Source organism: Marinimicrobium alkaliphilum (assembly GCF_003259155.1).
In the GTDB taxonomy this organism is placed as follows: Bacteria; Pseudomonadota; Gammaproteobacteria; order Pseudomonadales; family Cellvibrionaceae; genus Marinimicrobium_A; species Marinimicrobium_A alkaliphilum.
The window spans coordinates 154,543-175,781 of record NZ_QGMQ01000001.1; the positions used below are offsets into that span (position 1 = coordinate 154,543).

At 59.5% G+C, this 21,239-nt stretch carries 24 protein-coding genes and 1 pseudogene; 20 read left to right on the forward strand and 5 right to left on the reverse strand.

Annotated elements, in window-relative coordinates:
- Positions 1 to 51 precede the first annotated feature (51 nt).
- From mnmC to trmL, 4 genes are all read right to left on the reverse strand, one after another.
- Positions 52 to 2,121, reverse strand: coding sequence for a bifunctional tRNA (5-methylaminomethyl-2-thiouridine)(34)-methyltransferase MnmD/FAD-dependent 5-carboxymethylaminomethyl-2-thiouridine(34) oxidoreductase MnmC (gene mnmC / locus DKW72_RS00715; RefSeq protein ID WP_111640407.1), 2,070 nt, complete (start codon positions 2,119 to 2,121; stop codon positions 52 to 54).
- Positions 2,118 to 2,639 carry a flavodoxin FldB gene (gene fldB, locus DKW72_RS00720; protein WP_111640408.1) on the reverse strand — a complete coding sequence of 174 codons (522 nt, stop codon included), beginning with the start codon at positions 2,637 to 2,639 and terminating at the stop codon, positions 2,118 to 2,120. Before fldB ends, mnmC begins: the two co-directional genes overlap by 4 nt.
- Positions 2,636 to 3,082 (reverse strand): flavodoxin domain-containing protein, encoded by a 447-nt coding sequence (locus DKW72_RS00725; RefSeq protein WP_111640409.1) that lies wholly within the window; start codon positions 3,080 to 3,082, stop codon positions 2,636 to 2,638. The genes fldB and DKW72_RS00725 overlap by 4 nt, the downstream gene beginning before the upstream one ends.
- Positions 3,083 to 3,178: 96 nt before the next feature.
- A complete protein-coding gene (trmL, locus tag DKW72_RS00730) occupies positions 3,179 to 3,691 on the reverse strand; it encodes a tRNA (uridine(34)/cytosine(34)/5-carboxymethylaminomethyluridine(34)-2'-O)-methyltransferase TrmL (RefSeq protein WP_111640410.1) in 513 nt (170 codons plus the stop codon).
- Positions 3,692 to 3,911: 220 nt separating this feature from the next.
- Here trmL and DKW72_RS00735 point away from each other — a divergent pair, with 220 nt between their 5' ends.
- The 18 genes and pseudogenes from DKW72_RS00735 to DKW72_RS16305 all read left to right on the forward strand — a co-directional run bounded on the left by DKW72_RS00735 (position 3,912) and on the right by DKW72_RS16305 (position 19,707).
- On the forward strand, positions 3,912 to 4,847 hold the full coding sequence (locus DKW72_RS00735; RefSeq protein ID WP_111640411.1) for a type IV pilus biogenesis protein PilM: 936 nt from the start codon (positions 3,912 to 3,914) through the stop codon (positions 4,845 to 4,847).
- 3 nt (positions 4,848 to 4,850) lie between these two features.
- Complete coding sequence (locus DKW72_RS00740) at positions 4,851 to 5,456, forward strand: hypothetical protein (protein ID WP_111640412.1); 606 nt, start codon at positions 4,851 to 4,853, stop codon at positions 5,454 to 5,456.
- On the forward strand, positions 5,453 to 6,130 hold the full coding sequence (gene gspM / locus DKW72_RS00745) for a type II secretion system protein GspM (protein ID WP_111640413.1): 678 nt from the start codon (positions 5,453 to 5,455) through the stop codon (positions 6,128 to 6,130). Before DKW72_RS00740 ends, gspM begins: the two co-directional genes overlap by 4 nt.
- Positions 6,123 to 6,443: a hypothetical protein gene (locus DKW72_RS00750; RefSeq protein WP_157960346.1), complete on the forward strand. Its 321-nt coding sequence runs from the start codon at positions 6,123 to 6,125 to the stop codon at positions 6,441 to 6,443. The genes gspM and DKW72_RS00750 overlap by 8 nt, the downstream gene beginning before the upstream one ends.
- A 33-nt stretch (positions 6,444 to 6,476) precedes the next feature.
- Positions 6,477 to 8,234 (forward strand): pilus (MSHA type) biogenesis protein MshL, encoded by a 1,758-nt coding sequence (gene mshL / locus DKW72_RS00755; RefSeq protein WP_232522261.1) that lies wholly within the window; start codon positions 6,477 to 6,479, stop codon positions 8,232 to 8,234.
- A gap of 15 nt (positions 8,235 to 8,249) precedes the next feature.
- Entirely contained in the window at positions 8,250 to 9,167 is a 918-nt protein-coding gene (locus DKW72_RS00760) for an ExeA family protein (protein WP_111640415.1), read from the forward strand.
- A gap of 13 nt (positions 9,168 to 9,180) precedes the next feature.
- Positions 9,181 to 10,131: a tetratricopeptide repeat protein gene (locus DKW72_RS00765; RefSeq protein ID WP_111640416.1), complete on the forward strand. Its 951-nt coding sequence runs from the start codon at positions 9,181 to 9,183 to the stop codon at positions 10,129 to 10,131.
- A gap of 3 nt (positions 10,132 to 10,134) precedes the next feature.
- Complete coding sequence (locus tag DKW72_RS00770; protein WP_111640417.1) at positions 10,135 to 11,877, forward strand: GspE/PulE family protein; 1,743 nt, start codon at positions 10,135 to 10,137, stop codon at positions 11,875 to 11,877.
- Position 11,878: 1 nt separating this feature from the next.
- A complete protein-coding gene (locus DKW72_RS00775) occupies positions 11,879 to 13,099 on the forward strand; it encodes a type II secretion system F family protein (RefSeq protein WP_111640418.1) in 1,221 nt (406 codons plus the stop codon).
- Entirely contained in the window at positions 13,096 to 13,647 is a 552-nt protein-coding gene (locus DKW72_RS00780) for a prepilin-type N-terminal cleavage/methylation domain-containing protein (RefSeq protein ID WP_111640419.1), read from the forward strand. The genes DKW72_RS00775 and DKW72_RS00780 overlap by 4 nt, the downstream gene beginning before the upstream one ends.
- A 43-nt stretch (positions 13,648 to 13,690) precedes the next feature.
- On the forward strand, positions 13,691 to 14,086 hold the full coding sequence (locus DKW72_RS16650) for a prepilin-type N-terminal cleavage/methylation domain-containing protein (RefSeq protein WP_111640420.1): 396 nt from the start codon (positions 13,691 to 13,693) through the stop codon (positions 14,084 to 14,086).
- Positions 14,087 to 14,112: 26 nt separating this feature from the next.
- Positions 14,113 to 14,196: pseudogene (locus DKW72_RS16725) on the forward strand (prepilin-type N-terminal cleavage/methylation domain-containing protein); the annotation flags it as partial.
- Between the two features lie 75 nt (positions 14,197 to 14,271).
- Positions 14,272 to 14,553 (forward strand): hypothetical protein, encoded by a 282-nt coding sequence (locus tag DKW72_RS16545; RefSeq protein ID WP_232522262.1) that lies wholly within the window; start codon positions 14,272 to 14,274, stop codon positions 14,551 to 14,553.
- A complete protein-coding gene (locus DKW72_RS00795; RefSeq protein ID WP_111640422.1) occupies positions 14,540 to 15,004 on the forward strand; it encodes a type IV pilus modification PilV family protein in 465 nt (154 codons plus the stop codon). Before DKW72_RS16545 ends, DKW72_RS00795 begins: the two co-directional genes overlap by 14 nt.
- Positions 15,004 to 15,762, forward strand: coding sequence for a PilW family protein (locus tag DKW72_RS00800; protein ID WP_111640423.1), 759 nt, complete (start codon positions 15,004 to 15,006; stop codon positions 15,760 to 15,762). Before DKW72_RS00795 ends, DKW72_RS00800 begins: the two co-directional genes overlap by 1 nt.
- The gene (locus DKW72_RS00805) at positions 15,752 to 16,231 is read left to right on the forward strand and encodes a pilus assembly PilX family protein (RefSeq protein WP_111640424.1); all 480 of its coding nucleotides are present in this window, start codon (positions 15,752 to 15,754) and stop codon (positions 16,229 to 16,231) included. The genes DKW72_RS00800 and DKW72_RS00805 overlap by 11 nt, the downstream gene beginning before the upstream one ends.
- Before the next feature lie 11 nt (positions 16,232 to 16,242).
- A complete protein-coding gene (locus tag DKW72_RS16655; protein ID WP_111640425.1) occupies positions 16,243 to 16,671 on the forward strand; it encodes a type II secretion system protein in 429 nt (142 codons plus the stop codon).
- Positions 16,672 to 16,917: 246 nt separating this feature from the next.
- Complete coding sequence (locus DKW72_RS16305) at positions 16,918 to 19,707, forward strand: DUF6701 domain-containing protein (RefSeq protein WP_157960348.1); 2,790 nt, start codon at positions 16,918 to 16,920, stop codon at positions 19,705 to 19,707.
- Between the two features lie 42 nt (positions 19,708 to 19,749).
- On the opposite strand, the gene DKW72_RS00820 is transcribed toward DKW72_RS16305, so the two are convergent.
- The gene (locus tag DKW72_RS00820; RefSeq protein ID WP_111640427.1) at positions 19,750 to 20,286 is read right to left on the reverse strand and encodes a glycine cleavage system protein R; all 537 of its coding nucleotides are present in this window, start codon (positions 20,284 to 20,286) and stop codon (positions 19,750 to 19,752) included.
- Between the two features lie 74 nt (positions 20,287 to 20,360).
- On the opposite strand from DKW72_RS00820, the gene DKW72_RS00825 reads away from it, so the two are divergent.
- Together DKW72_RS00825 and DKW72_RS00830 are read left to right on the forward strand one after the other, a co-directional pair.
- Positions 20,361 to 20,594 carry a YheU family protein gene (locus DKW72_RS00825; protein ID WP_111640428.1) on the forward strand — a complete coding sequence of 78 codons (234 nt, stop codon included), beginning with the start codon at positions 20,361 to 20,363 and terminating at the stop codon, positions 20,592 to 20,594.
- Positions 20,584 to 21,225 carry an alpha/beta fold hydrolase gene (locus tag DKW72_RS00830; protein WP_111640429.1) on the forward strand — a complete coding sequence of 214 codons (642 nt, stop codon included), beginning with the start codon at positions 20,584 to 20,586 and terminating at the stop codon, positions 21,223 to 21,225. Before DKW72_RS00825 ends, DKW72_RS00830 begins: the two co-directional genes overlap by 11 nt.
- Positions 21,226 to 21,239 lie beyond the last annotated feature (14 nt).

Sequence of the window (21,239 nt, forward strand, 5' to 3'; positions counted from 1 at the left end):
GGGTCTCCAAGTCTGGCGTTCAACGTCGTCCCCAGAGTATAGAACAGCCTGTCAACGTTGGTTGCGGATCAGTTGCCGAATCAGAAATCGACCCGGATGCAGGGCCAATACCAGTTCTTGTGCCACAGGCGCGGGCGTGCCTTCGAGCGTATCGGCCAGCAGCGCTGCACTCAAGGGAGCGTAGGCCAGCCCGCGGGAGCCGTGCCCGACATTGAGGTAGAGCCCCGGCCAGTAGCGTCCTCGATGGGGGATGGCGGCCCGGGCGTTGGTGCGCAGAACGGCAAAGTCTTCGTCAAAGGCGTCGGCAATGGGGGCCGGCCCGACGATCGGCAGGTAATCGCGGGTCGCGCAGCGGAAGCCGACGCGGCCCTGGATCTGCTCAGGGGCCAGCCCTGCCCAGGTTTCGGCCAGAGCCGGGGCGTGGGCCGCCAGATTGTCCAGGTTGGCTGCATGATCCTCGACGCGCGTTTCGGTGCTGGTCTCGTGCAGATTGAATGTGGCCCCGATGCAATGGCGGTCATTGTGCGCCGGGGGCAGATAGCCCTCCCCACAGATGACGGTACGCAGTGATCGGCTGGCGCCGGTCGCCGGCAGATAGCTCACTTGACCGCGAATGGGTTTAAGCGGCAGGTGCTGCGTCTGACTGAATTGTCGGGCGTGCTCAGCCGTTGCGATCACCACCTGCGGCGCCAGGCCCAGCGTGTTGTCTGCCTTGTCCAGCAACAACCACTGATTTTCATCTCTGACCAGCTGGTCGACATCCGCGCCGGTGTGAAGGGTGATGGCGGGGTGCGCCAGCAAGCGCCGACAGAGTTGGCGCGGGTCCAGCCAGCCGGCATCCGGTAGAAAGAGTCCGCCGCAGTCGAGGGGAACACCGGCCAGGCGACTGGCTTCTGCCGCATCGACAAACTGCACCAGGCGCGCCGCCTGAGCATAGCGTTCACGCAGCAGTGCCTGGCCAGCGGCCTCCTTCCCGGTATGGGCCAGTTGCAGAACGCCGCAAGCCCGACCGCAGTCCGCCCAGTAGCGGCGGTAGTGCTGGCGTGCAAACTGCAAGCTCGCCAGGTTGAAGCGGGCCTGGGGTTCATCTTTGGGTGACAGCCGGCAGTAGACCACACCCTGGGGGTTGCCGGAGGCCTGGGTGGCCGGCGCCTCGGCGCGCTCATAGACGCTGACCTGCCAACCCCGCTCTGCCAGAGCCCGGGCGCTGTGGCAGCCGGCGAGGCCCGCCCCGATGATGGCGATGGTGCGCGTCGGTGTCGGCTCGGGCGCGGCCTTCAAGTGCCAGGCCAGCGGCCAGGGGTGTTTGCCCATGGGCCGATCGTAGTCTTTTGGGTCGAGGTCTGATGGGGTGGTGCCGGCGAAAGTTGCTGTGACCATCTCCCGCTTGCGGCCAAAGCCGGGGACTCGTTTGACCGCAAAGCCAGCCGAGCGCAAGCCCCGCTTGACCACGCCGGCGGCGCTGAAGGTGGCTGCGGTCGTGCCCGTGCGGCTGAGCTTGCCGATGGCGCTAAAGAGCGCGTCGGACCACATGGCGGGATTTTTGGCGGGTGCAAAGCCGTCCAGGAACCAGGCGTCGATAAAAGGGCCACTCTTGGCCCACAGGGGGTGATTGCTGGCCAGCAGCTGCTCAAAACCCTGAGCCGCGTCATCAATAATCAGGGTCAGTTGCACCCGACCCCGGGCCAGACTCAATCGGTGGAAACCGGGCAGGGGCTCTGGCGGGTAGGCTTCACAAAGCGCGTCGGCGTAGTCCGCGAGCGCGGGCCAGAGCGCCAGGGCACGGCACAGGTCTTCAGGGCGCAGCGGGTACTTTTCGACACTGACGAAGTGCAGTTGCGCATTCGCGGGCGCGCGTTGCTCCCACAGCTGCCAGGCTGCCAGAAAATTCAGCCCCGACCCAAACCCCGTTTCCGCAATGGTGAAGTGGGGCGCGCTCAGGGCATCAAAGCGTTCGGTCAGTTGGTTGTGCTGTAAAAACACATGGCGGGTTTCCGCCAGACCGTCGGCGCTGGAAAAGTAAACATCGTCAAAGGCGCTCGAGTGCGGCTGGCCCTGTTCATCCCAGCTCAGTCGGGCGTAGCCCGGGGGCTGGCGGTCGTCGGTGCCGTCTCCGGTCACAGGCCGAAGGCCTCCCGCACCTGGGCACACCACTGCTGGATGCGCGCCTCGGACTGATCGAACTCGTTCTCTTCGTCCAGCGCCAGGCCCACGAAGGCCTCGCCGTCCGGAGTCAGGGCTTTGGATTCCTCAAATTCATACCCGGCGCGCGGCCAATAGCCGCAGGGCTCGGCGCCCAGAGCGACCAGTTTGGCGTGCAGGTAGCCCATGGCGTCCAGAAACCACTCCGGGTAACCGACCTGATCCCCGAGGCCGTAGAGGGCGACCTTCTTTCCGGTGAAGTCGATCTCGTCAATCTCATCCCAGATCTCTTCCCAGTCCTCCTGCAGTTCGCCGTAGTCCCAAGTGGGAATGCCCATGATCAGGTGGTTGTAAAACCCGGCGGTGACAATGGGGGTATCGGCAATATTGAAGACATCCACCAGATTCGCCCCCAGTTGGTCGCGGATTTTCTCGGCGGCCATCTCGGTGTAACAGGTGGAACTGCCATAAAACAGCGCGATAGGGGCGCGGCTCATAGTTTTTGCATCCAGGCGTTGAGCCACAGGAGTGCACCTTCTTCCGGGTCCTGACCGGAGCTGGCGTCCAGCACCAGGGGGTTCCCGACGCGCACGGCGCCCAGGTCCTCAAAGGTATCGTCGAGCAGGCGTCCGGCGTCGTTATAGGTGTCGTAACAGCTGTCGCCCAGATTGATCACGCCGTAGCGGCGCCCGGCAATGGCCGGGTACTCGGTGACCATCTGCTGATAGAGGGGGCGAATATTGTCCGGCAGGTCGCCCGAGCCGGTATTGGAGGTGCAGATCAGCAGGATCTCGTCGGCGTCGCGCACCAGATCAGCGGCCTGGGGCTGCTTGTTGATATCGACCTCGTGACCCTTGCCGCGCAGGTCGTTGGCGACTGCTTCGGCGGTCATTTCGGCGGTGCCCATGACGCTGCCGACCAGTAGTTGAAATTTGCTCATGATTTACCTCGTTGGTCAGGGGCGCCCATGATAAAGAAAATTTGACCCAGTGCCAGAAATATGATGAATTATGTGCCATAAGGTGGCAGTATGGGATTATACGTCAGGGCTTTGACCTTTGGAGGCGGTGGCCGGGGACGAAAGAGCCTGCGCGCCGGGGTAACCCAATTGCCGCCAGGCCTCGTACACCATCACCGCCACGGCATTGGACAGGTTCATGCTGCGGCTCCCGGGCTGCATGGGAATGCGCAGAATCTGATCGCTCGGCAGTGCTTCACGGATGGCAGCGGGCAGGCCCCGGGACTCGGGGCCGAACAGCAGATGGTCGCCTGGTTCAAAGCGGGCGTCGCTGTGGTGGCGCTGGCCCTTGGTGCTCAGGGCAAAAATGCGCCGGGGCTGGGTCTGGCGCAGGTAGCTTTCCCAATTGGGGTAGCGTTGGATACTTTGCCACTCCGCATAGTCGAGCCCCGCGCGGGTCAGGCGCTTGTCATCGAGCTCAAAGCCCAGGGGTTCGATCAGATGCAGGGCGCAGCCGCAGTTGGCCGCTAAACGAATGATATTGCCGGTGTTGGGCGGAATTTCAGGTTCGAAGAGTGTGATGTTTAACATTGCATCCACTGTAAATATTCGTTAATGTCGCTGACTGTTATTGAGCGGTATAAATATATAACATTTGGTTATAAGTGTTGGGTCGAGACCTAAAGTAAAGCGCCATTTGGTTATTGATGTGCCGGCCAACCCGAACGCCTTACGGGTTCTGAGTGTGGTCGCCTGGAAGAATTCAAGGCGCTAAGCGTACAGTATCCACCGTTTAATTGGGGCAATCCACTTGGGTTTATTCCGACAAAGCAAGAAAAATTCCGGTCTGCTTGGCGTCAAATTCAGCGCTGAGGGGGTTGCTTATGCCCTGGTTGATCATCGGCCCGGGAGCCTGCCGACCCTGTCACACTGTGAATTCCTACCGGCTGAATCGCCCGCGGAAGCGGTGGAACTGCTGCGCAATCGCCTGGCCGTCCGCGGACTCAGTCATCAGCCCTGTAATCTGGTACTCGCACCGGGCAGCTACAAGTTGTTGCTGGTGGAGGCGCCCAAGGTTCCCGACAGCGAGCTGCGCGAGGCCTTGCGCTGGCGCGTTCGCGATCAGGTCGACTTTCCGGTTACCGATGCAGTGCTGGATGTCTTTCTACTGCCTGAAGACAGCGTTCGCGCCGGCAGCGCCCGTATGGCTTATGTCGCCGTGAGCGAGCGTCGGGTGATTGAAGAGCTGGTCGACCAAGCCAAGGCCGCAAACCTGAAGTTACAGAGCATCGACATCGCCGAGCTGGCCCTGCGCAATTTGATTCACACCTGCACTGACACGCAGCGTGGGGTTGCGCTGGTGCGTGTTATTGCGGGTGCCGGAAGCGTCCAGATTGTCCGTTCGGGCGAGCTTTATTTGTCGCGCCAGTTCGCACTCTCGTATAACGGTGGATTGCTCGATGACCTCCCAGAGGATGCGCTGGTACTTGAAGTTCAGCGCTCGCTCGACTACTTCGAGCGCCAGATGCGTCAGCCCCCGCCGGGGCAGTTGTTGATTTGTGGAGAAAACCTCAGCGCTGACAAGCTCACCGATAGCCTGCGCGCAGCTTTGCCTGTGGCACCGGGTTTGCTGGATATGCACGCGGGAATGGTACTGGCTGACGATATCGTCGAGCACACCCTGTCATTGAGCCGGGTGGCGGTTGGCGGCGCCTTGCGCCATAGCGTCATGGCGAAGGAGGGCTGACGCATGCAGCAGATCAACTTGTATTTGCCGGAATTTCGGCCCCAGCGTCAGCGTTTGAGTTTGTCGCAGCTGGCGGTGGCAGCGCTGGTGTTGGCGCTCGCTCTGGGCGTGTGGTCCACCTGGAACCACCTGGGCAACAACCGCCTGGTTGAAGCGATCGCTGTTGAGCGAGCCCAAGTGGACCTGTTGCGGGCCGACGTTGCCCGTACCCAGAATGCCTTGGGCGTGACCGGAGGCCCGGATATCGAGCGTGAGCTGGCGCGCCTGGAAGAGGACATTGCCCAGCGCGAGCGCATTCTCACGGTTATCACCCGCCAAAACCTCGGCAACGCCCAGGGCTTCTCTCGTCAGATGAGTGCGCTGGCGCGCCAATCACTGGAGGATGTCCAGGTGCAGCACTTCGCTTTGCGCCGCGGCGGCGAATACGCCGAGTTGCGCGGGGTGACGCGCCGGGCCGATCAGATCCCCGTGTATGTGCAGCGCTTGCGCACCGAAGACAGTTTCCGCCAGGTGCGCTTTGGCGTGTTGCAGGTTGAACAGGGTGAGTCACGAGCGGCCATGCCCTTCAGTCTGGCGCCACCGGTCAATGAAGGAGGGCGACGCCGATGAGTAAGCCCGAGCATCCCCTGCAGGCGCGCTGGCGGCAATTGGCGCAGCGCTTTGATGGCTTTTCCTTGCGCGAGCGGTTGTTGGTGGCAGCGGGTGCGCTTGCTGTCGTAGTGGCCCTGTGGCTATTGCTGGTTCAGGATCCCGTGGCCGAGCGGCGCGAGGCCCTGCGTGCAGAGCAGGCCGCTGTTGCGCGCGAGCAGCAGGCGCAACAGTTGCAGCTCGACGCTCTGACCCAGCGTGATGCCGCCGGTGCTCCCAGCAGTCTTCAGCGCCAGCGGGACAATTTGTTGGCGCGTCGCGACAATCTGGATGAACGACTGGCAGCACTCTCTCAAGGATTGGTGAGTGCCGAACAACTGCCGAGTTTGCTCGAGGATGTGTTGCTCACCACGGGCCAACTGGAACTGATTCAGATGCGCACCCTGCCCGTTGAGATGCTCAGCCTGCGCGGTATCAATGGCGATGAGGGAAGCACGGGGGTGTATCAGCACAGTGTCGCGCTGACCTTGCGTGGCTCTTATTTTGAGGTGCTGGCCTTTTTGCAGGCACTGGAGGACTTGCCCTGGCGCTTCTATTGGGAGCAGCTGGAGTACGCTGTAGAGACCTATCCGAAAGCAGAGGTGAAGGTACGGGTTTACACCTTGAGTGCAGAGGAGGGCTTGCTCGGTGTCTAGAGTGATGATGTTTTTTCTGATTACCGCGCTTGCGTTGCCTGCATGGGCGGAATCCTTGCGTGACCCGACCCGGCCGCTCGGCGGTGCGCCGGCGAGTTTTGAACAAGTGGACTTGTCACTGCACTCGATTCTTGTCAGTGCGCAACGCCGCCAGGCCGTTATCAACGGCCAAATGCTTCAAGAGCGTGATGAAATTTCCGGCTCCGGCGGTGTGCGTATCGTGCGCATTGAACGCGGTGCCGTGACGGTGCAGCAGGGTAGCCGCCGCTGGCAGCTGCACCTGCACGAACAACCCGTGCGCCGGACCCATTAACGAACAATCGAGAATGCAATGAGGGCAGATCGAATGCCAGACCTGATAATGCACATGCGACGCCGACTCCCGGCGCTCTCGGCGGCAACACTGGCACTGTTGGTGAATGCTTGCGCGAGCGTACCCGAGCAAAGCGATGAGCCAACCGCTGCGGAGCTGGTGATGGAGCAGTTGGCCCAGGAGCAGCGTGAACGCGGTCGGCAATTGCCGGACGACGTCGCTCAGGCACTGTTGGTACCGCCGCGTGCCGCAGCCAGTCGAGAACAAGAGCGCTTTGATATCAGCGTCAACAATGTGCCAGCTCGCTCCTTTTTTCTCGGACTGGTCGATGGCACCGACACCAATATCGTGGTGCATCCGGATGTAGCGGGCACCGTGACCCTCGATCTCAAGCGGGTCACCGTGGATGAAGTGCTGCAAGTGATTCGCGATATTTACGGTTACGAATACCAGCGCTCGGGTAACGGCATTTACACCATCTACCCGCGCGAGTTGCGCACCCAAACCTTCCAGATCAATTACCTGGATGTCCAGCGTGTTGGGGTCTCGGATACCAACCTGTCCATCGGTCGGCAGCATACCTCGGGCGGCGGCAACCGCTTTAGCGGCGGAGGCCAGGGCGGTGGCAGCGGCAGTGAGGGGGCTGATCTGTTGTCGATGCTCGGTGGTGAAAGCCTGGGCGGCGGCTCGGAGATCTCTCCCGGCGCACGGGTACAGACCCTGAACCGAACCGATTTCTGGCAGTCACTCAAGCAGACCGTGGGCGCCATCATTGGCGGTGAGTCGGGCGAGCGTATGGTCATGGTCACGCCCCAGGCGGGCATGCTGGTGGTCAAGGCCATGCCCCATGAGCTGAACGCGGTGCGCGACTTTCTGGAGCGCTCGGAGCTGAGTGTCAAACGCCAGGTGATACTGGAAGCGAAAATCGTCGAGGTGCGTCTGAGTGATGGCTACGAGGCGGGCATCAACTGGGGCGCCATTAGTGGCGAGCTGGCGCAGACCTATCAGCGCGGCCGCACTACGGGCACCAACGAGAATTTTCAAACGTCCCAGAATATACCCGGCGGCGCTGCCTCCGGGGCTCTGACCTTTAGCGATACTGTGACCACCGGCAGCGAAAACATGTTCTCGGCGATATTGCAGGTGGGGGATATCACCGATCTGTTGTCCCTGCTCGAAAGTCAGGGCCATGTGCAGGTCTTGTCGAGCCCGCGTGTGTCTACGGTCAATAACCAGAAAGCCCTGATTCGGGTCGGCTCGGACGAATACTTTATTACCGGCATTACCAGCAACACCACCGCCAACGTCGCCTCGGTCACCTCGGCGCCCAATATTGAGCTGTCGTCTTTCTTCAGTGGCATCGCCCTGGATGTGACCCCGCAGATTGGCAGCGACGGTGATGTCATTCTGCATATTCATCCGGTGGTGAGTGAAGTTACCGACCAGTTAAAGGTTTTCACCATTGGCGACGAACAGTTCTCGTTGCCGCTCGCCCAGCGCGGCGTGCGCGAATCCGACAGCATCGTACGCGCGCGCAGTGGCCAGGTAGTGATTCTCGGCGGTCTGATGCAGGAGAATGCCAGAACAACCGAAGAGAAAGTCCCCGTTTTGGGGGATATCCCGGTGGTGCGTGGCCTGTTCCGACGCAACGTGCAGAGTACCGAAAAAACGGAGTTGGTCATCATGCTGCGTCCGGTCGTCGTGGATGAGGATACCTGGCAGGAAGAGCTGGATCGTGGTCGCCAGCGCATGCGTGAGATGGGCGAAGCCCAGCGCAATCGCAACTTTTAATCGCTCGGGACATTTATGTATCTGACGCATTTTGGCCTAAAAGAACTGCCGTTCTCGCTCACGCCGGACACCCAGTTCTTTTTCGACAACCAGAGCCACCGGGAGGTGTTCAACACCCTGGTGCTGGCGCTGCGTCATACTGAAGGTTTTATCAAAATTGTGGGCGAGGTCGGCACCGGCAAGACGCTCTTGTGTCGTAAGTTACTGGCGAGTTTGGGGGAGGGCTTTATCAGTGCCTATATTCCCAACCCTTACCTGACGCCAGAAGAGTTGAAGGGTTTGCTCGCCAAAGAGGTCGGTGTCAACTATCAATCGGGTATGCCGGCCTACGAGCTGCTCGATCAGATTTACCAGCGCTTACTGGAGTTGGCGCGGGATAAAAAGCAGGTGGTACTGGTGGTGGACGAGGCCCAGGCGATGCCCCGGGAAACACTTGAAGCCCTGCGCCTCCTGACAAATCTGGAAACGGAAAAGCGCAAACTGCTCCAGGTGGTGCTGATCGGGCAACCGGAGTTGGACGAGCTTCTGGCGCGCCCGGATCTGCGTCAGCTCAAACAGCGCATCGTATTCAGTGAATACCTGCGTGAGATCACCCGCAAAAACCTGCCGGCTTACGTCAATTACCGGCTGGCATCGGCGGGTTACGCCGGGGCGCCCCTGTTCAGTGGCGGGGCGATCGCATTGTTATATAACGCCAGTGGTGGCGTGCCGCGATTGATCAATATCCTCGCCCACAAGGCGCTGCTCGCGGCCTATGGCGACGGTGCCCGGCGGGTGCAGCGCAAGCATCTGGCGCGCGCGGTACTCGATACCTCCGAGAGTCGCCGCCGGGGCCGCTGGCAGGCGTTGCGCGGTTACTGGTTGTGGCCGTTATTGGGCGGAACTGGCGCACTGCTCGCTGTAGGGCTGCCGCGCTGGCTGGGGGTGTGGTAATGGGGCGCCGAACATGAGTCTGGTCAATGATCTGCTGCGCGACCTTGACGCGCAACAGCGCCGGCCGGAGCACGGTGGCGATGCGTTGCCGGGCCCCGGGACGCTGGTAAAACCGGCTCGGCCCGCTTGGGTGCCAGCTGTTGTGACCGCGACGGTGATACTGGTGGTAGGGGCGATTACCTTTGCCTTCTGGCCTGCCGCCGAAGAGCGGGGCGACACAGCACCGACGCCCGCGACGGTCGATCCGGCAGGGCCTGTCAATGAGGTTGAGCTGGCGCAGATGCAAGCGCGGTTAGCCGAGATTGAGGCCCAGGTAGCCCAGGCTTTCGAGGTGAATTTCCATACCGAGGCGCTGGCGGCGACCATCGAATCCGACGCATTGCAGCGGGTGACCGAGCAGGTGGCCGACCTGTTGCCCGAGACGGAAGAACCTGAAAACGCCGTTGCCGAACCGGTGCAGGAAGTGCCCCCAGTCGCTCAGCAGCCCGAGCCCGCGCCGGAGCCTGAACAGGCAACTGCGCCAGAATCGGTGTCGATTGCACCGACGCGCGAGACCCGGGATCGCCAGCAAGCCCGGGCCGTGTACGATCAGGCGCAAACCCTGGTGGAAACGGGGCGAGCGCCTCAGGCACTGGAACTGCTCGAAGCCCACTTGGCAACGGCCGAGGGCGATGAGGCCTACCGGGCGCTTACCGCCGGGTTACAGTTTCAGCAAGGGGACTATGCGGCGGCGGCCAATCAGTACCGCCGATTGCTTTCGGATTTTGGCGAGGAGCCAGTGTACTGGCTGGGTCTTGCCCTGGCGTTGGATCAACAGGATCAGCAGGCCAGCGCGCTCGAAGCCTATCGTCGCGCCCGGGCGGGCGAACAGCGACCGTCAGTGGTCGCCTATATTGAACAGCAGATTGTGGCCTTGACGCGCGCGCGCGCCGTCGATGCCCCGACAAACCCAGGTGGCGAATAAATCATGAGTTCAGCGTCGACCCGCAAAATTCGCATTGGTGACCTGCTCGTCGAGAAGGGTCTGATCAGCGACGCGCAGTTGCAGCAGGCCTTGGCCGAGCAGCGCCAGAGCGGACGCAAGTTGGGTAATACCCTGGTCACCCTTGGCTACGTGAGCGAGGAGCAATTGCTCGGCCTGTTGTCGGATCAGTTGCAGATTCCGTTTGTGGACCTCAAACAATTCCGTTTTGACGCGCCTACCGTGCAGCGTCTACCGGAAACGCTCGCCCGTCGTCACCGGGTCATTCTGTTGCGTGAAGATGACGATGGTGTGCTTTTGGGGATGGCCGATCCCACGGATCTCTTTTCCCAGGATGAAATCCACCGTCAGCTGAACCGGACCATCAAGCCGGCGGTGGTGCGCGAGTCCGAACTGCTCGACATTATTGATATTGCCTATAGCCGTGCCAGCGAAATCGCGTCTTTGGCTGAAGAGCTGGATGAAGAACTGGAAGGCTCGGCAGTCGATCTCACGGACTTTATTGCCGACACCACCGACACCGACGCACCGGTGATGCGGCTGCTGCAGAAAATTTTTGAAGAAGCCATCAATGCCAAAGCCTCGGATATCCACATCGAGCCGGACGAAACCGTGTTGCGTATCCGCAACCGTATCGATGGGGTACTGCTCGAGCAGGTGATGAACGAAAAGCGCATCGCCGGAGCCCTGGTGGTGCGTCTTAAACTGATGTCCGGGTTGGATATTTCGGAAAAGCGCATGCCTCAGGATGGACGCTTTAATCTGAAAGTACGCGGTCGCAATATCGATGTGCGGATGTCCACCATGCCGGTGCAGTTTGGTGAGTCGGTGGTGATGCGGCTGCTCGATCACACGGACGGCGTGCTGCCGCTCGACAAAGTCGGGATGCCGCCCAATCTTATCAAGCGCTTCCGCCGGGATATCAAACGCCCCCACGGTCTGATTCTGGTCACCGGGCCGACCGGTAGTGGTAAAACCACCACCCTTTACGGGGCCTTGTCCGAACTGAACCAGCCGGACAAAAAAATCATTACGGTTGAGGATCCGGTTGAGTACCGCTTGCCGCGGATCAGTCAGGTTCAGGTGCACGACCGTATTGGCCTGACCTTTGGCAGCGTGCTGCGCGCGGCTCTGCGTCAGGACCCGGACGTGGTGCTGGTGGGTGAGATCCGCGATGCCGAGTCCGCCGAGATCGCTCTGCGTGCGGCCATGACCGGTCACTTGGTGCTTTCGACGTTGCACACCAACGATGCCGTGACCTCCGGTCTGCGTTTGATCGATATGGGTGTCGACGCCTACCTGGTGGCCACTGCACTGAAAACCATTGTGGCCCAGCGCCTGATCCGGAAAGTCTGTGACAGTTGCGTGCAGGATCATCAGCCGACGCCGGGCGAACTGCAATTGCTCAAAGGCCTGGCGCCCGGGCGCGAGCTCGACGGGATTGTCTTCAAGCAGGGGGCGGGTTGCCCGCGCTGTCACAATACCGGCTATCGGGGCCGGGTGGGTGTGTTTGAAATGCTTGATGTCAATTACGCCATGGCCGAAGCGCTGCGCGAGAACAATATCGCCAAGTTTACCCGGGCCGCGCTCAAGAGTCCGGATTTCCACCCCTTGGGGGTTAGCGCCCTGGATCTGGCGCTGGAGGGGACCACCAGCCTGGAAGAGGTGGCCCGGATTGCTGCCCAGGTAGAAGACGAAACCCTGGTGCTGGAAGGGGAGGAGCTCTGACATGACGGTGTATCACTACCAGGGCCGCAATGCCCAGGGGCAAGCCGTGACCGGGCAGCTGGAGGCGCAAAGCGCCGAGGCTGCCGCCGGCGAGTTGAGTGCGCGCGGATTGATCCCGCTCGCGCTGAGTGAGCGCCGCCCACAGCAAAGCCTGGAAGAGCGCTGGCAGCGTTGGCGCAATAGCGGTCGGGTCAGTACCACCGATCTGATTCTGTTCTGTCGGCAGATGTACACCATCACCCGTGCCGGTGTTCCGCTGATCCGGGGTATTCGGGGCATGGCCGCGACCCTTAAACAGGTGACCTTTAAGGAGGCACTTGAAGATGTGGTCGAACGTCTGGAGACCGGTCAGGAACTGTCTGCAGCCATGCGTCACCACCCGCGTATTTTCGACAATCTGTTTGTGAGCATTGTCAGCGTGGGGGAAAACAGTGGCCGGCTGGAAGATGCTTTCAATCAGCTGAGTGAGTACCTGGAGCGGGATATGGAGACCCGCCAGCGGATCAAGGCGGCGCTGCGCTACCCGAGTTTTGTACTTCTGGCCATGGCCATCGCCATCGCCGTGGTCAATGTTTGGGTAATACCGGCCTTTGCTGGAATGTTTGCCCAGTTTGGCGCGGATCTGCCGTTGCCGACACGCATTCTGTTGGCGGTGTCGGGCTTTTTCGTCAATTTCTGGCACGTTGTTCTGGTGCTTGTTGCCGGGGTTGCGGTGGCTTGGCGGCAATACCTGAAGACCGAGGCTGGGGCCCTCTACTGGGGACGAAAGAGACTGGGGCTTCCGATCGTAGGCGACATTATTGAGCGTGCGTCCATGGCGCGGTACGCACGTTCCTTCTCGCTGATGATGCGCTCAGGACTGCCGTTGATCAGTACTCTGGAACTGTGTGCCCGGGCGATCGACAACGCCTGGCTGGCACAAAAAATTCGTGGCATTCGCGCAGCCACCGAGCGCGGGGAAAGCCTGTATCGCACCCACAGCAACAGCGGCATGTTTACCCCGTTGGTGCTGCAGATGATTGCCGTGGGTGAAGAGAGCGGCCAGGTGGATGAGCTGATGGCGGAAGTGGCCGGTTTCTACGAGCGGGAAGTGGACTACGACATCAAACGCCTGAGTGACCGGATCGAGCCGGTAATCATCATTATTCTGGCAGGCTTTGTATTGGTGATGGCCCTGGGCATTTTCCTGCCCATGTGGGACATGTACAGCATTCAGCAATGATGCGGCGCCAGGGCGGAATGACATTGCTGGAGTTGCTGCTGTCGCTGGCAATCATCCTGACTCTGATCGGGGTGTTTGTGTACAAGGCGGCGGATTTTACCCGGGATATCCGCCACCACAGCGTGGATATTGCGGCCAACAGTTTTTCCGTGGGTGTCAGCGGGGTGCGTTACCGCTGGTATCTGGCGCCGGAGCAGGTCCAGCGTGAAGGTGTCGAGGTTCAGGCACCGCTGTCTCTGGACGATGAAGGCGAGCCGGTGAGTCGGGCGCGGATCTACGTCAACGACAGCGGTTGGCCTGTCGCCGCGCAGAGTGTGGACCGGGTGAGTGGCAACACCTTGAGTGACCGCCACTGCCAACAATTGTGGGGAGGCTTGTTGGTGCAGGATCGATTACGGAACCTGAGCGACGCGACGTCGGCGCCCAGCTTCCAACCCAGCTGGCAGGGCGACCATTGCCGCTACCAGCTGGCGACGAGTGAGGGGCACTACTTTCGCTATTCTCCCGCGACCGGGGAGATTGCGGTGGTAACCCCACGCAAACCTTGATGTATCTATTGTTCAATAACCAAGTGACTAAGGAGTCATGACTATGAAAAAGCAAGCAGGTTTTACTCTGATCGAGCTGATTGCAGTGATTGTAATTTTGGGGATTATTGCGGCGGTGGCTGTGCCGCGGTTTGTGGATTTGTCGAATGCTGCTGAGCAGGCGTCTGTTAGGGCTACGGCTGCCTCGATAACCAGTGGTAGCTCCCTAAACTATGCTAACGAAGTTGCCCGTAATGCAGGGCTGGACGTTACCCAGCCTGTGATCGGTATTTCCAACTGCAATGAAGCATTGAACCTTGTCCAGGGAGGTGGGTTGCCTGATGGTTATAGCCTTGAGGATGAAGCGATTACTGCTGGGAGTTTTGCAGAGTGTGATATTGTCAGTGGCGGCGACACAGTTGCGATGGCTACGGTTTATGGGGCGACTGCAGCTCCCTAAGCTATCAGTGACTCAGGATTGAAGTGATGGAGTTCAAGGTCAAGGTGCAGAGAGGCTTTACGTTAATCGAATTGATTTCGGTTCTCTTAATTGTCTCGGTTGTCGCTGGGATACTGGTTGTCAGAGCACAACCACAGACGGCATCGCTTCAATCCAGCCGCGACCAACTGGTCGCGGCTTTTGCTTTGGCACAACAAACGGCAATGGTGCGCGACAGCACTATTGCCGTGACTTTATCCGGCAACAGCGTTGCCGTGACCGAGAGCGGCGCCCCCATGGCGACCGCGTCCGGTGAATTCCCTTTTACCTTGCCCAGTGGTGTTCAGATTACCCAGGGGCAGGGGACTTATGTTTTTAACAAGCGCGGTGATGTGGCCATCACCGGCAACCGGGTCGAACTGGTGTTGGCGCGCGACGGCGCCCAAACCCGTTTGACCCTGGAGGGCAGCGGCTATGTGCACTGGTAGTCGTCGGCGCCAGAAGGGCGTCACCCTCGTTGAATTGATTGTCTTCATTGTTGTGGTCGCGGTTGCTCTGGGTGCCCTGGTGGGCGTGTACACTCAGGCGGTGACTCGCAGCGTTGATCCGCTGGTACAGGTGCGTCTCCTGGAAATGGCTCAGTCCAAACTCGATGAAGTCATGGCCGCGCCTTACGACGGAGCCACACCGGCGGGTGGTATTCCCGCCTGTGGCAGCGCGGCACTCAACGCCAATGCCTGTGCCAACACCGGCGGCGTGAGCGCCTTCGATGGCGAGGTGGAAACCCTCTACGGCAACTACCAGCGCAGCGTCAGCGTCGCCTTTGCCGGGGATGAACTGAATCTGGCGAACAACCAGGCCGCCAAGCGCGTCACCGTCGTCGCCACCGCGCCTAACGGCACCAGCGTCACCCTTGCCGTTTATCGGAGTAACTTCTGATGCGAGTACAGCGCGGCGTCACGTTGATTGAATTGGTCACTGTGCTGGTGGTGCTTTCCATTCTGGCGGTGGTTGGCACCGGCTTTATTGTCAGTACTACCAATGCCTACCAGCAGACCCAGGAGCGTGCCCGTCTGACCAATACCGGTCGCCTGGCGTTGGAGCGCATGAACCGGGAGTTGCGCAATGCCCAGCCTTACAGCTTGGAGACGGATACCCTCGGCTGCGTGCGTTTTCTGCCCATTCTCGCTGGGGGCGTCTACACCGGAACCGTTCCGGACCAAAGCAACGGGCGGCCCGCGGAAGGCACCATCGACATCATCCCCATTGATTACAGCGGCGATGCCGCTTACGTCGCCATTGGTGCCCTGAGCAGTGCCGAGGTCTATCTCACGGGTGAATCACTCACCGGCTTTCAGGCGCTCTCCGGCAGCGCTCTCAGTGTTGATCCCATTCAGTGGGCGCGCAACTCGGTCAGTCGACGTTTTTACCTGCTCGATCGGCTCCATGCGTTCTGTATGATTGATGACGAACTGCGCTTCTACCGGGACTTGCCCGGCCTCACCGAGAATATCAGTCTGAGTGACAGCTATGTGCTGCTGGCCAAAGACGCCCGGGAGCCGGATGATCGACCGACATTCCTGCTCCAGGCTGCGACAGAATCCGAGAACGCCATTATCTCCATTGAGTTTCTGCTCAGTGATGGCAGTCATCAGATCAGCTTTGACCACGAGGTACACACCCGCAATGTACCTTAATGTCACTAACTCTTTTGTTTCCCGTGAGCGCGGGTTTTTGCTGCCCGTGGCCTTGTTTATTCTGGTGGCCATGAGCGTTTTGGCCCTGGCGATCGCCCGAACCAGTAGCCAGACCCATGTCGCCGCTACTCAGGAGCTCGTCAGCGTTCAGACCTTCTATGCGGCTGAATCCGGTTTGCAGGCTGGATTCAGCCGCCTGTTGTTCCCCGAGGCCGACGACCGCGCGGTGACCGACGCAAACTGCTCGACGATCAATAGCAGCGGCCTGTCGTTTGACGCGACCGGGTTGGCTAGCTGCACGGTCGCCTTGTCCTGTATCTGCACGGATGAAAACGGTGCTGCTTGCGGCACGGACCCCGACGCGCAGATCAGCTATTATCGCTTGCTCAGTGAGGCGAGCTGCGGATCGGGCAGCTTGTCAGCGCAACGAACACTGGAAGCGGGAACGCTTTCTCCCTTTATTGATTGATGAGGTCAGCCATGCGCCGCACAAAAGGGTTTACACTGATTGAATTGATAGCCGTCCTTGTCATATTGGGCATCATTGCGGCGGTCGCCGTCCCCCGATTTGTGAATTTGAGTGATGCCGCCGCGAGTGCCCGAAACCAGGCCGCGGCGGGAACCATCGAAAGTGTCTTATACCTTAACTTCGCCCGTTATATCTCGGAGCGGGCGGGGCTGCCGGTCGATGAATTTGCAGAAGCTGTGAGCGTGTGTGGATCCGCGGGAACAGGCACAGCGCCGTCGGTTGAAGAGGGGTTGGTGTATTTTATGGTCGGCGATACGAATGCCTGGGAGATTACCGAGGGAAGCGGCTCCCCAGTGAGTGCAGGTGATACATTTACCTGCTTTGTACGCGTCGACCAACGTGGTGAGCCGGCGGAGTTTACCGCGATTTTTGTACCCTAGAACTGTAAAGTCAGGAGTTTCGGCGCTTTGTCGTCTTGCGATGAATCTGAACGGGGCTAAACCTCTGTAAGGTGCAGCTATTTTATACGTGCACGAATGTTACCACCGGTTTCGGTTGCTCCAGCGACACAGACTCGTGAATCAGTTACCGCCGGTTGGGAGGTGGAGCCAAGCCTCTTGGTTGCCACCCGAAATCTCGAAGTGGGATCATTTGAACCCTGTAACCCATAGTGGAGTAATTGTGTTATGCGGGTAGCCAATAGCTTTGTATTGATAGCGTGTTTATTGTTGATGTCTATGGCTGGCAAAGCTCAATCTGGCACTGTCTACAACCTTTCTCTGGGGCAGTTTCCGCAGTGCTCGGGTACTTGGGCTGTGGAGGGAAGTGTCTATATTTGTGCAGGCAACAACAATGTCAGCGTAACGCTCAATAGTGGTGATACCGTCATAGCCAATGAGCCTAGTGAGATATCGGCGGCGGGTGGCTTTACCTTGAATGGAGCGAATGTAGGTACTGACTCGACACCTGTTTCACTTTACAGCAGCAATGGGAACTTCAATATTGGGGACTCTACGGTTTATGGAGACTTGAGGGCCTCAGACAATAATAATTTTTCGATGAATATTAATAGATCACTGATTTGTGGTGATATTATCGGACGCAACCAAACCAATTTGCAGCTGAATGACTCGCAGGTTTGTGGTGACATTGTTGCTGGTAATGGCGCGGATATCATACTCAACGGATCCTCAGTTGACGGTAGTATTACGGCCCAGAATTCATCCACTGTCGATTTGCGCAACAATTCAACCGTAGGTGGCAATATCGCAGTTGGAGGCGGTAATTCCGACATTGTCATCGATGAAAGTAGCAGTGTGACCGGAGTTTGTACTGAAAACACAGTGTTGGTTGAAGAGTGTGGCGGAAGTTCCACGACGCATCACTACGAGTTGTTGGTTCCCAGTAGTAGTGTTGCTTGTTTGGCCACTCCTGTCAGTGTGCGTGCCTGCGCCAATGATACGTTTCCTTGTGCAAGTCTGGATACTTCGGTCGCGGGAGAAACCGTTACCCTGACGGCCTTTAATGGCGATTCGATCACGCTGGCCTTTGGTGGCAATGGCGTTGCGTCAGGGAGCTTTTCGTATCCGCAAGCCGGCGAAGGGGAGTTGGCGGAGGTTGTTATCACCGGTGTCAGTGCGTCCCCTGTCGAGGGTCTTTACTGTTGTCCAGACGGCGTAGACTGCCTTCAGAGTGCCAGTTGTTCCTCAGTTTTTTCTACCGCCGGCTTGGTATTCACTCGCAGCGACAATGCCGATCAACAAGCGTTACCAGGACAAGTGGCCGGAGTCCCTGCAGATGTGAATTTGCGGGCGGTCAGAACCAATACCTTGACTGGTGCTTGCGAGGCTCGTGTCAGCGGCACGCGCACAGTGGCGCTGGGTTATGAGTGCCTGAACCCGGCAGTTTGCGATTCGAGTCAGAGCCTTGAGCTCGCGGGTAGTCTTGTCGCAGGGAATTCCGGGGGCTCGGTCTCGAATTTGACAAGCGTGGCATTGACCTTTGACGCTAACGGTATTGCACCACTGACGCTTCACTACAGTGATGTCGGGCGAATTGGGCTCCATGCTCAACTGTCGTTGCCCGAGGACCCCCCTGATCCAGCGATTGATCTTCTGGGCGCCAGTCACAGTTTTGTCGTCCGGCCCCACACACTGGTGATAGCAAATGATCCCGGGAGTGAAATGTTGGCGGGTATGCCTTTTAGGGTGGAGGTAGAAGCACGCAACGCGCAGGGTGAAGTTACCCCAAGTTTTGGCCGCGAGCAGCCGTCTGCGGCGGTGGCGCTTGGGCTGGACATCGACTCGGTAGCCTATCCGCCCAGCGACCCGCAAATGGGTTTTCTCGGTGATGCGGATGCGGGCTCGTTTACATCGGCATCAGCACCGGGTCGAGCTGTTAATGACGAGGTCTTTTGGAGTGAAGTGGGCGATTTGGACGTTGTGCCCCGGCTCAATAATTATCTGGGTGAAGCGCCCCCCCCTGTTGAAACGGTAACCCGTTTGGGCCGCTTCTTTCCGGCTTACTTCGAGGTTATATCGACGGTAGATCCTTTGGTCACAGACTGTGCGTGTGCTGAAGACGATCAGCAGTATATGGACCAGGGGTTGCCTATCGAGGTCATCGTTGAAGCCCGCTCGGCGTTGGACGTTCCTGTTAGAAACTATGATCAAAGTCGAGCTTTTGGCGGTCTGGCGAGCGTACGTTTTGAAGCGGAGAATGCCGGTGAGGGCCTGCCTCTCGGTGATCGGATCAGTGCGCTGGACGGTGTGGAGTGGGTTGATGGCGAGCGGCGTTACGAGGCGAACCGTTGGTTGTTCGAGCGTCTGCCGTCTTCGACTCAGCCTGACGGTCCCTACTCGGCATTGCAGTTGGGTATCGGGCTTGCCCACACCAATGCGGAAGGGACATTACGTAATCGCACAATGAACAGTGAGGAGGGCGGGGATTGTGTGGCTACGGAATCCTGTACAGCTGTAGCGGTTGGGGAGGTGTTAGATATGCGTCATGGCCGTTTACGTGTGGTCAGCGCTTACGGGCCGGAACAGTTGGATTTGCCTGTGCCCCTTGTGACCGAGTATTGGGACGGAACGGGTTTTGTTCGCCATCGGAACGATGATTGTACTGCCGTGCCGCGCGCGCAAGTCACGTTTGCGGGAGAGTCTATCGATACGGCCGCTAACCTTACGGTGGCGGTCGGCTCCAGTGTGACCCAAGGGAGCTTCCGGTTTACCGATTTAGCGAGCAGTAGCGCGATTTGTTTCACGGGCGGCAGCGCCGGTTTACAGTTCAGTGCCCCAGGGGAGGGCGGTGCCGGGAGTTTCCCGGTTGGTGTGAATTTGTCTGGGCAGCCCTGGTTGCGGTTTGATTGGAGCGGGGATGGTGATTGGGATATGAATGTTCCGGGAGCAACCGTATCGTTCGGATATTATCGCGGCCATGACCGGGTGATTTATTGGCGTGAGGTGTTGGAGTAGGTCGGATTAGCGCAGCGTAATCCGACAATCACGCACCCAGTGTCAGGCCGCTGACGAGTCCTCCTGCGGCTCAATTTTTACATCCACCGCCAACTCATCGGCAATGGTGTCGAGCTGGTCGTGCAGGTCGTCCATATCGGTATTTTCCGGCACCTCGATAATCCCGGTGGCTTCAAACAGTGGCTCCCCCGACCAGGGCATGCTGGAGGTGTCGGTCTCGAACTCCTCCAGGTTGATATTGCGGCTGGCGAAGGCCTGGGCGACTTCGTATACAATCCCGGGGCGATCGTTGCCGATGACACTGAAACGGAAGACTTGCATCGGCGGGCGCTCAGCCGCTTCGGCCGTTTCAACCTGAATCTTGAGGCCCTGGGTCTGGAGCTGGCCCAAGGCGTCACTCAGCGCCTGGCGCTGTTCGGTGTCTACGGCCACCTGGACAATCCCGGCAAACTTGCCGGCCAAATGGCCCATGCGGCTTTCCAGCCAGTTGCCGCCGTGCTGACTGATGGTGTGGGCCAGTTTTTCCACAATGCCCGGCTTGTCATCGCTGATGATCGTCAATACCAGATAGCTGTTCACACATTCGCCCTTATCGCTGTTGGTTGTTGGTGTTAGGATAGTGCGCCCCACACACCGGTACAAGCGTAAGTCCCATGATTATTCCCTGGCAACAACTGTCGGCCGATGCCCTGAGTGGGCTGATCGAAGAGTATGTGACCCGCGAGGGCACCGAATACGGTGAAACCGAGGTGGCGCTGGATACCAAAGTGGCGCAAGTGCGCCGCCAGCTGGAGCGGGATGAGGTGTTGCTGGTGTTCGATCCGGTCACCAGTACCGCCAACCTGGTGCACAAGCGCGATTGGGTAGAGCCGGGCGATGACGACTGACTGGCTGTGGAATCGCCCTGAAGGCACGCCTGTCGCGACCTTGCTCCTGGCCCACGGCGCCGGAGCGCCCATGGACAGCGACTTTATGCAGGCGCTAGCGGAGCGTCTGGCGGCCCGCGGGGTACAGGTGATCCGCTTTGAGTTTCCCTATATGGCCCAGCGTCGTGTTGACGGCAAGCGTCGACCGCCCAGTCGGGCGCCGCAACTCCTGGACTACTGGCACGAACAGATTGCCGCTGCCCGCGCCCGGTTGGGGGCGCAGCCACTGTTGATTGGCGGCAAGTCCATGGGCGGCCGTATGGCCAGCCTGGTGGCCGACGAGGCCGAGGTTGACGGTCTGGCTTGCCTGGGCTATCCCTTTTACGCACCCGGTAAGCCCGAGCGTCCGCGCACCGAGCATCTGGTTGACCTGCGCACGCCGGGGGTGATCGTTCAGGGCACCCGCGATGCCTTGGGCAATCGCGAGCGGGTGAGCGGTTACACACTCTCGCCCACGCTCTTCCTGCATTGGCTGGAAGATGGCGACCATGACCTGAAGCCAAGGGTCAAATCCGGTTACACCCAGATACAACATTTCGAGGCTGCTGCAGACGTGGTAGCCGATTTTGCCCGCCGCAGGGCCCAGACTTAACCACACAGGTTTTT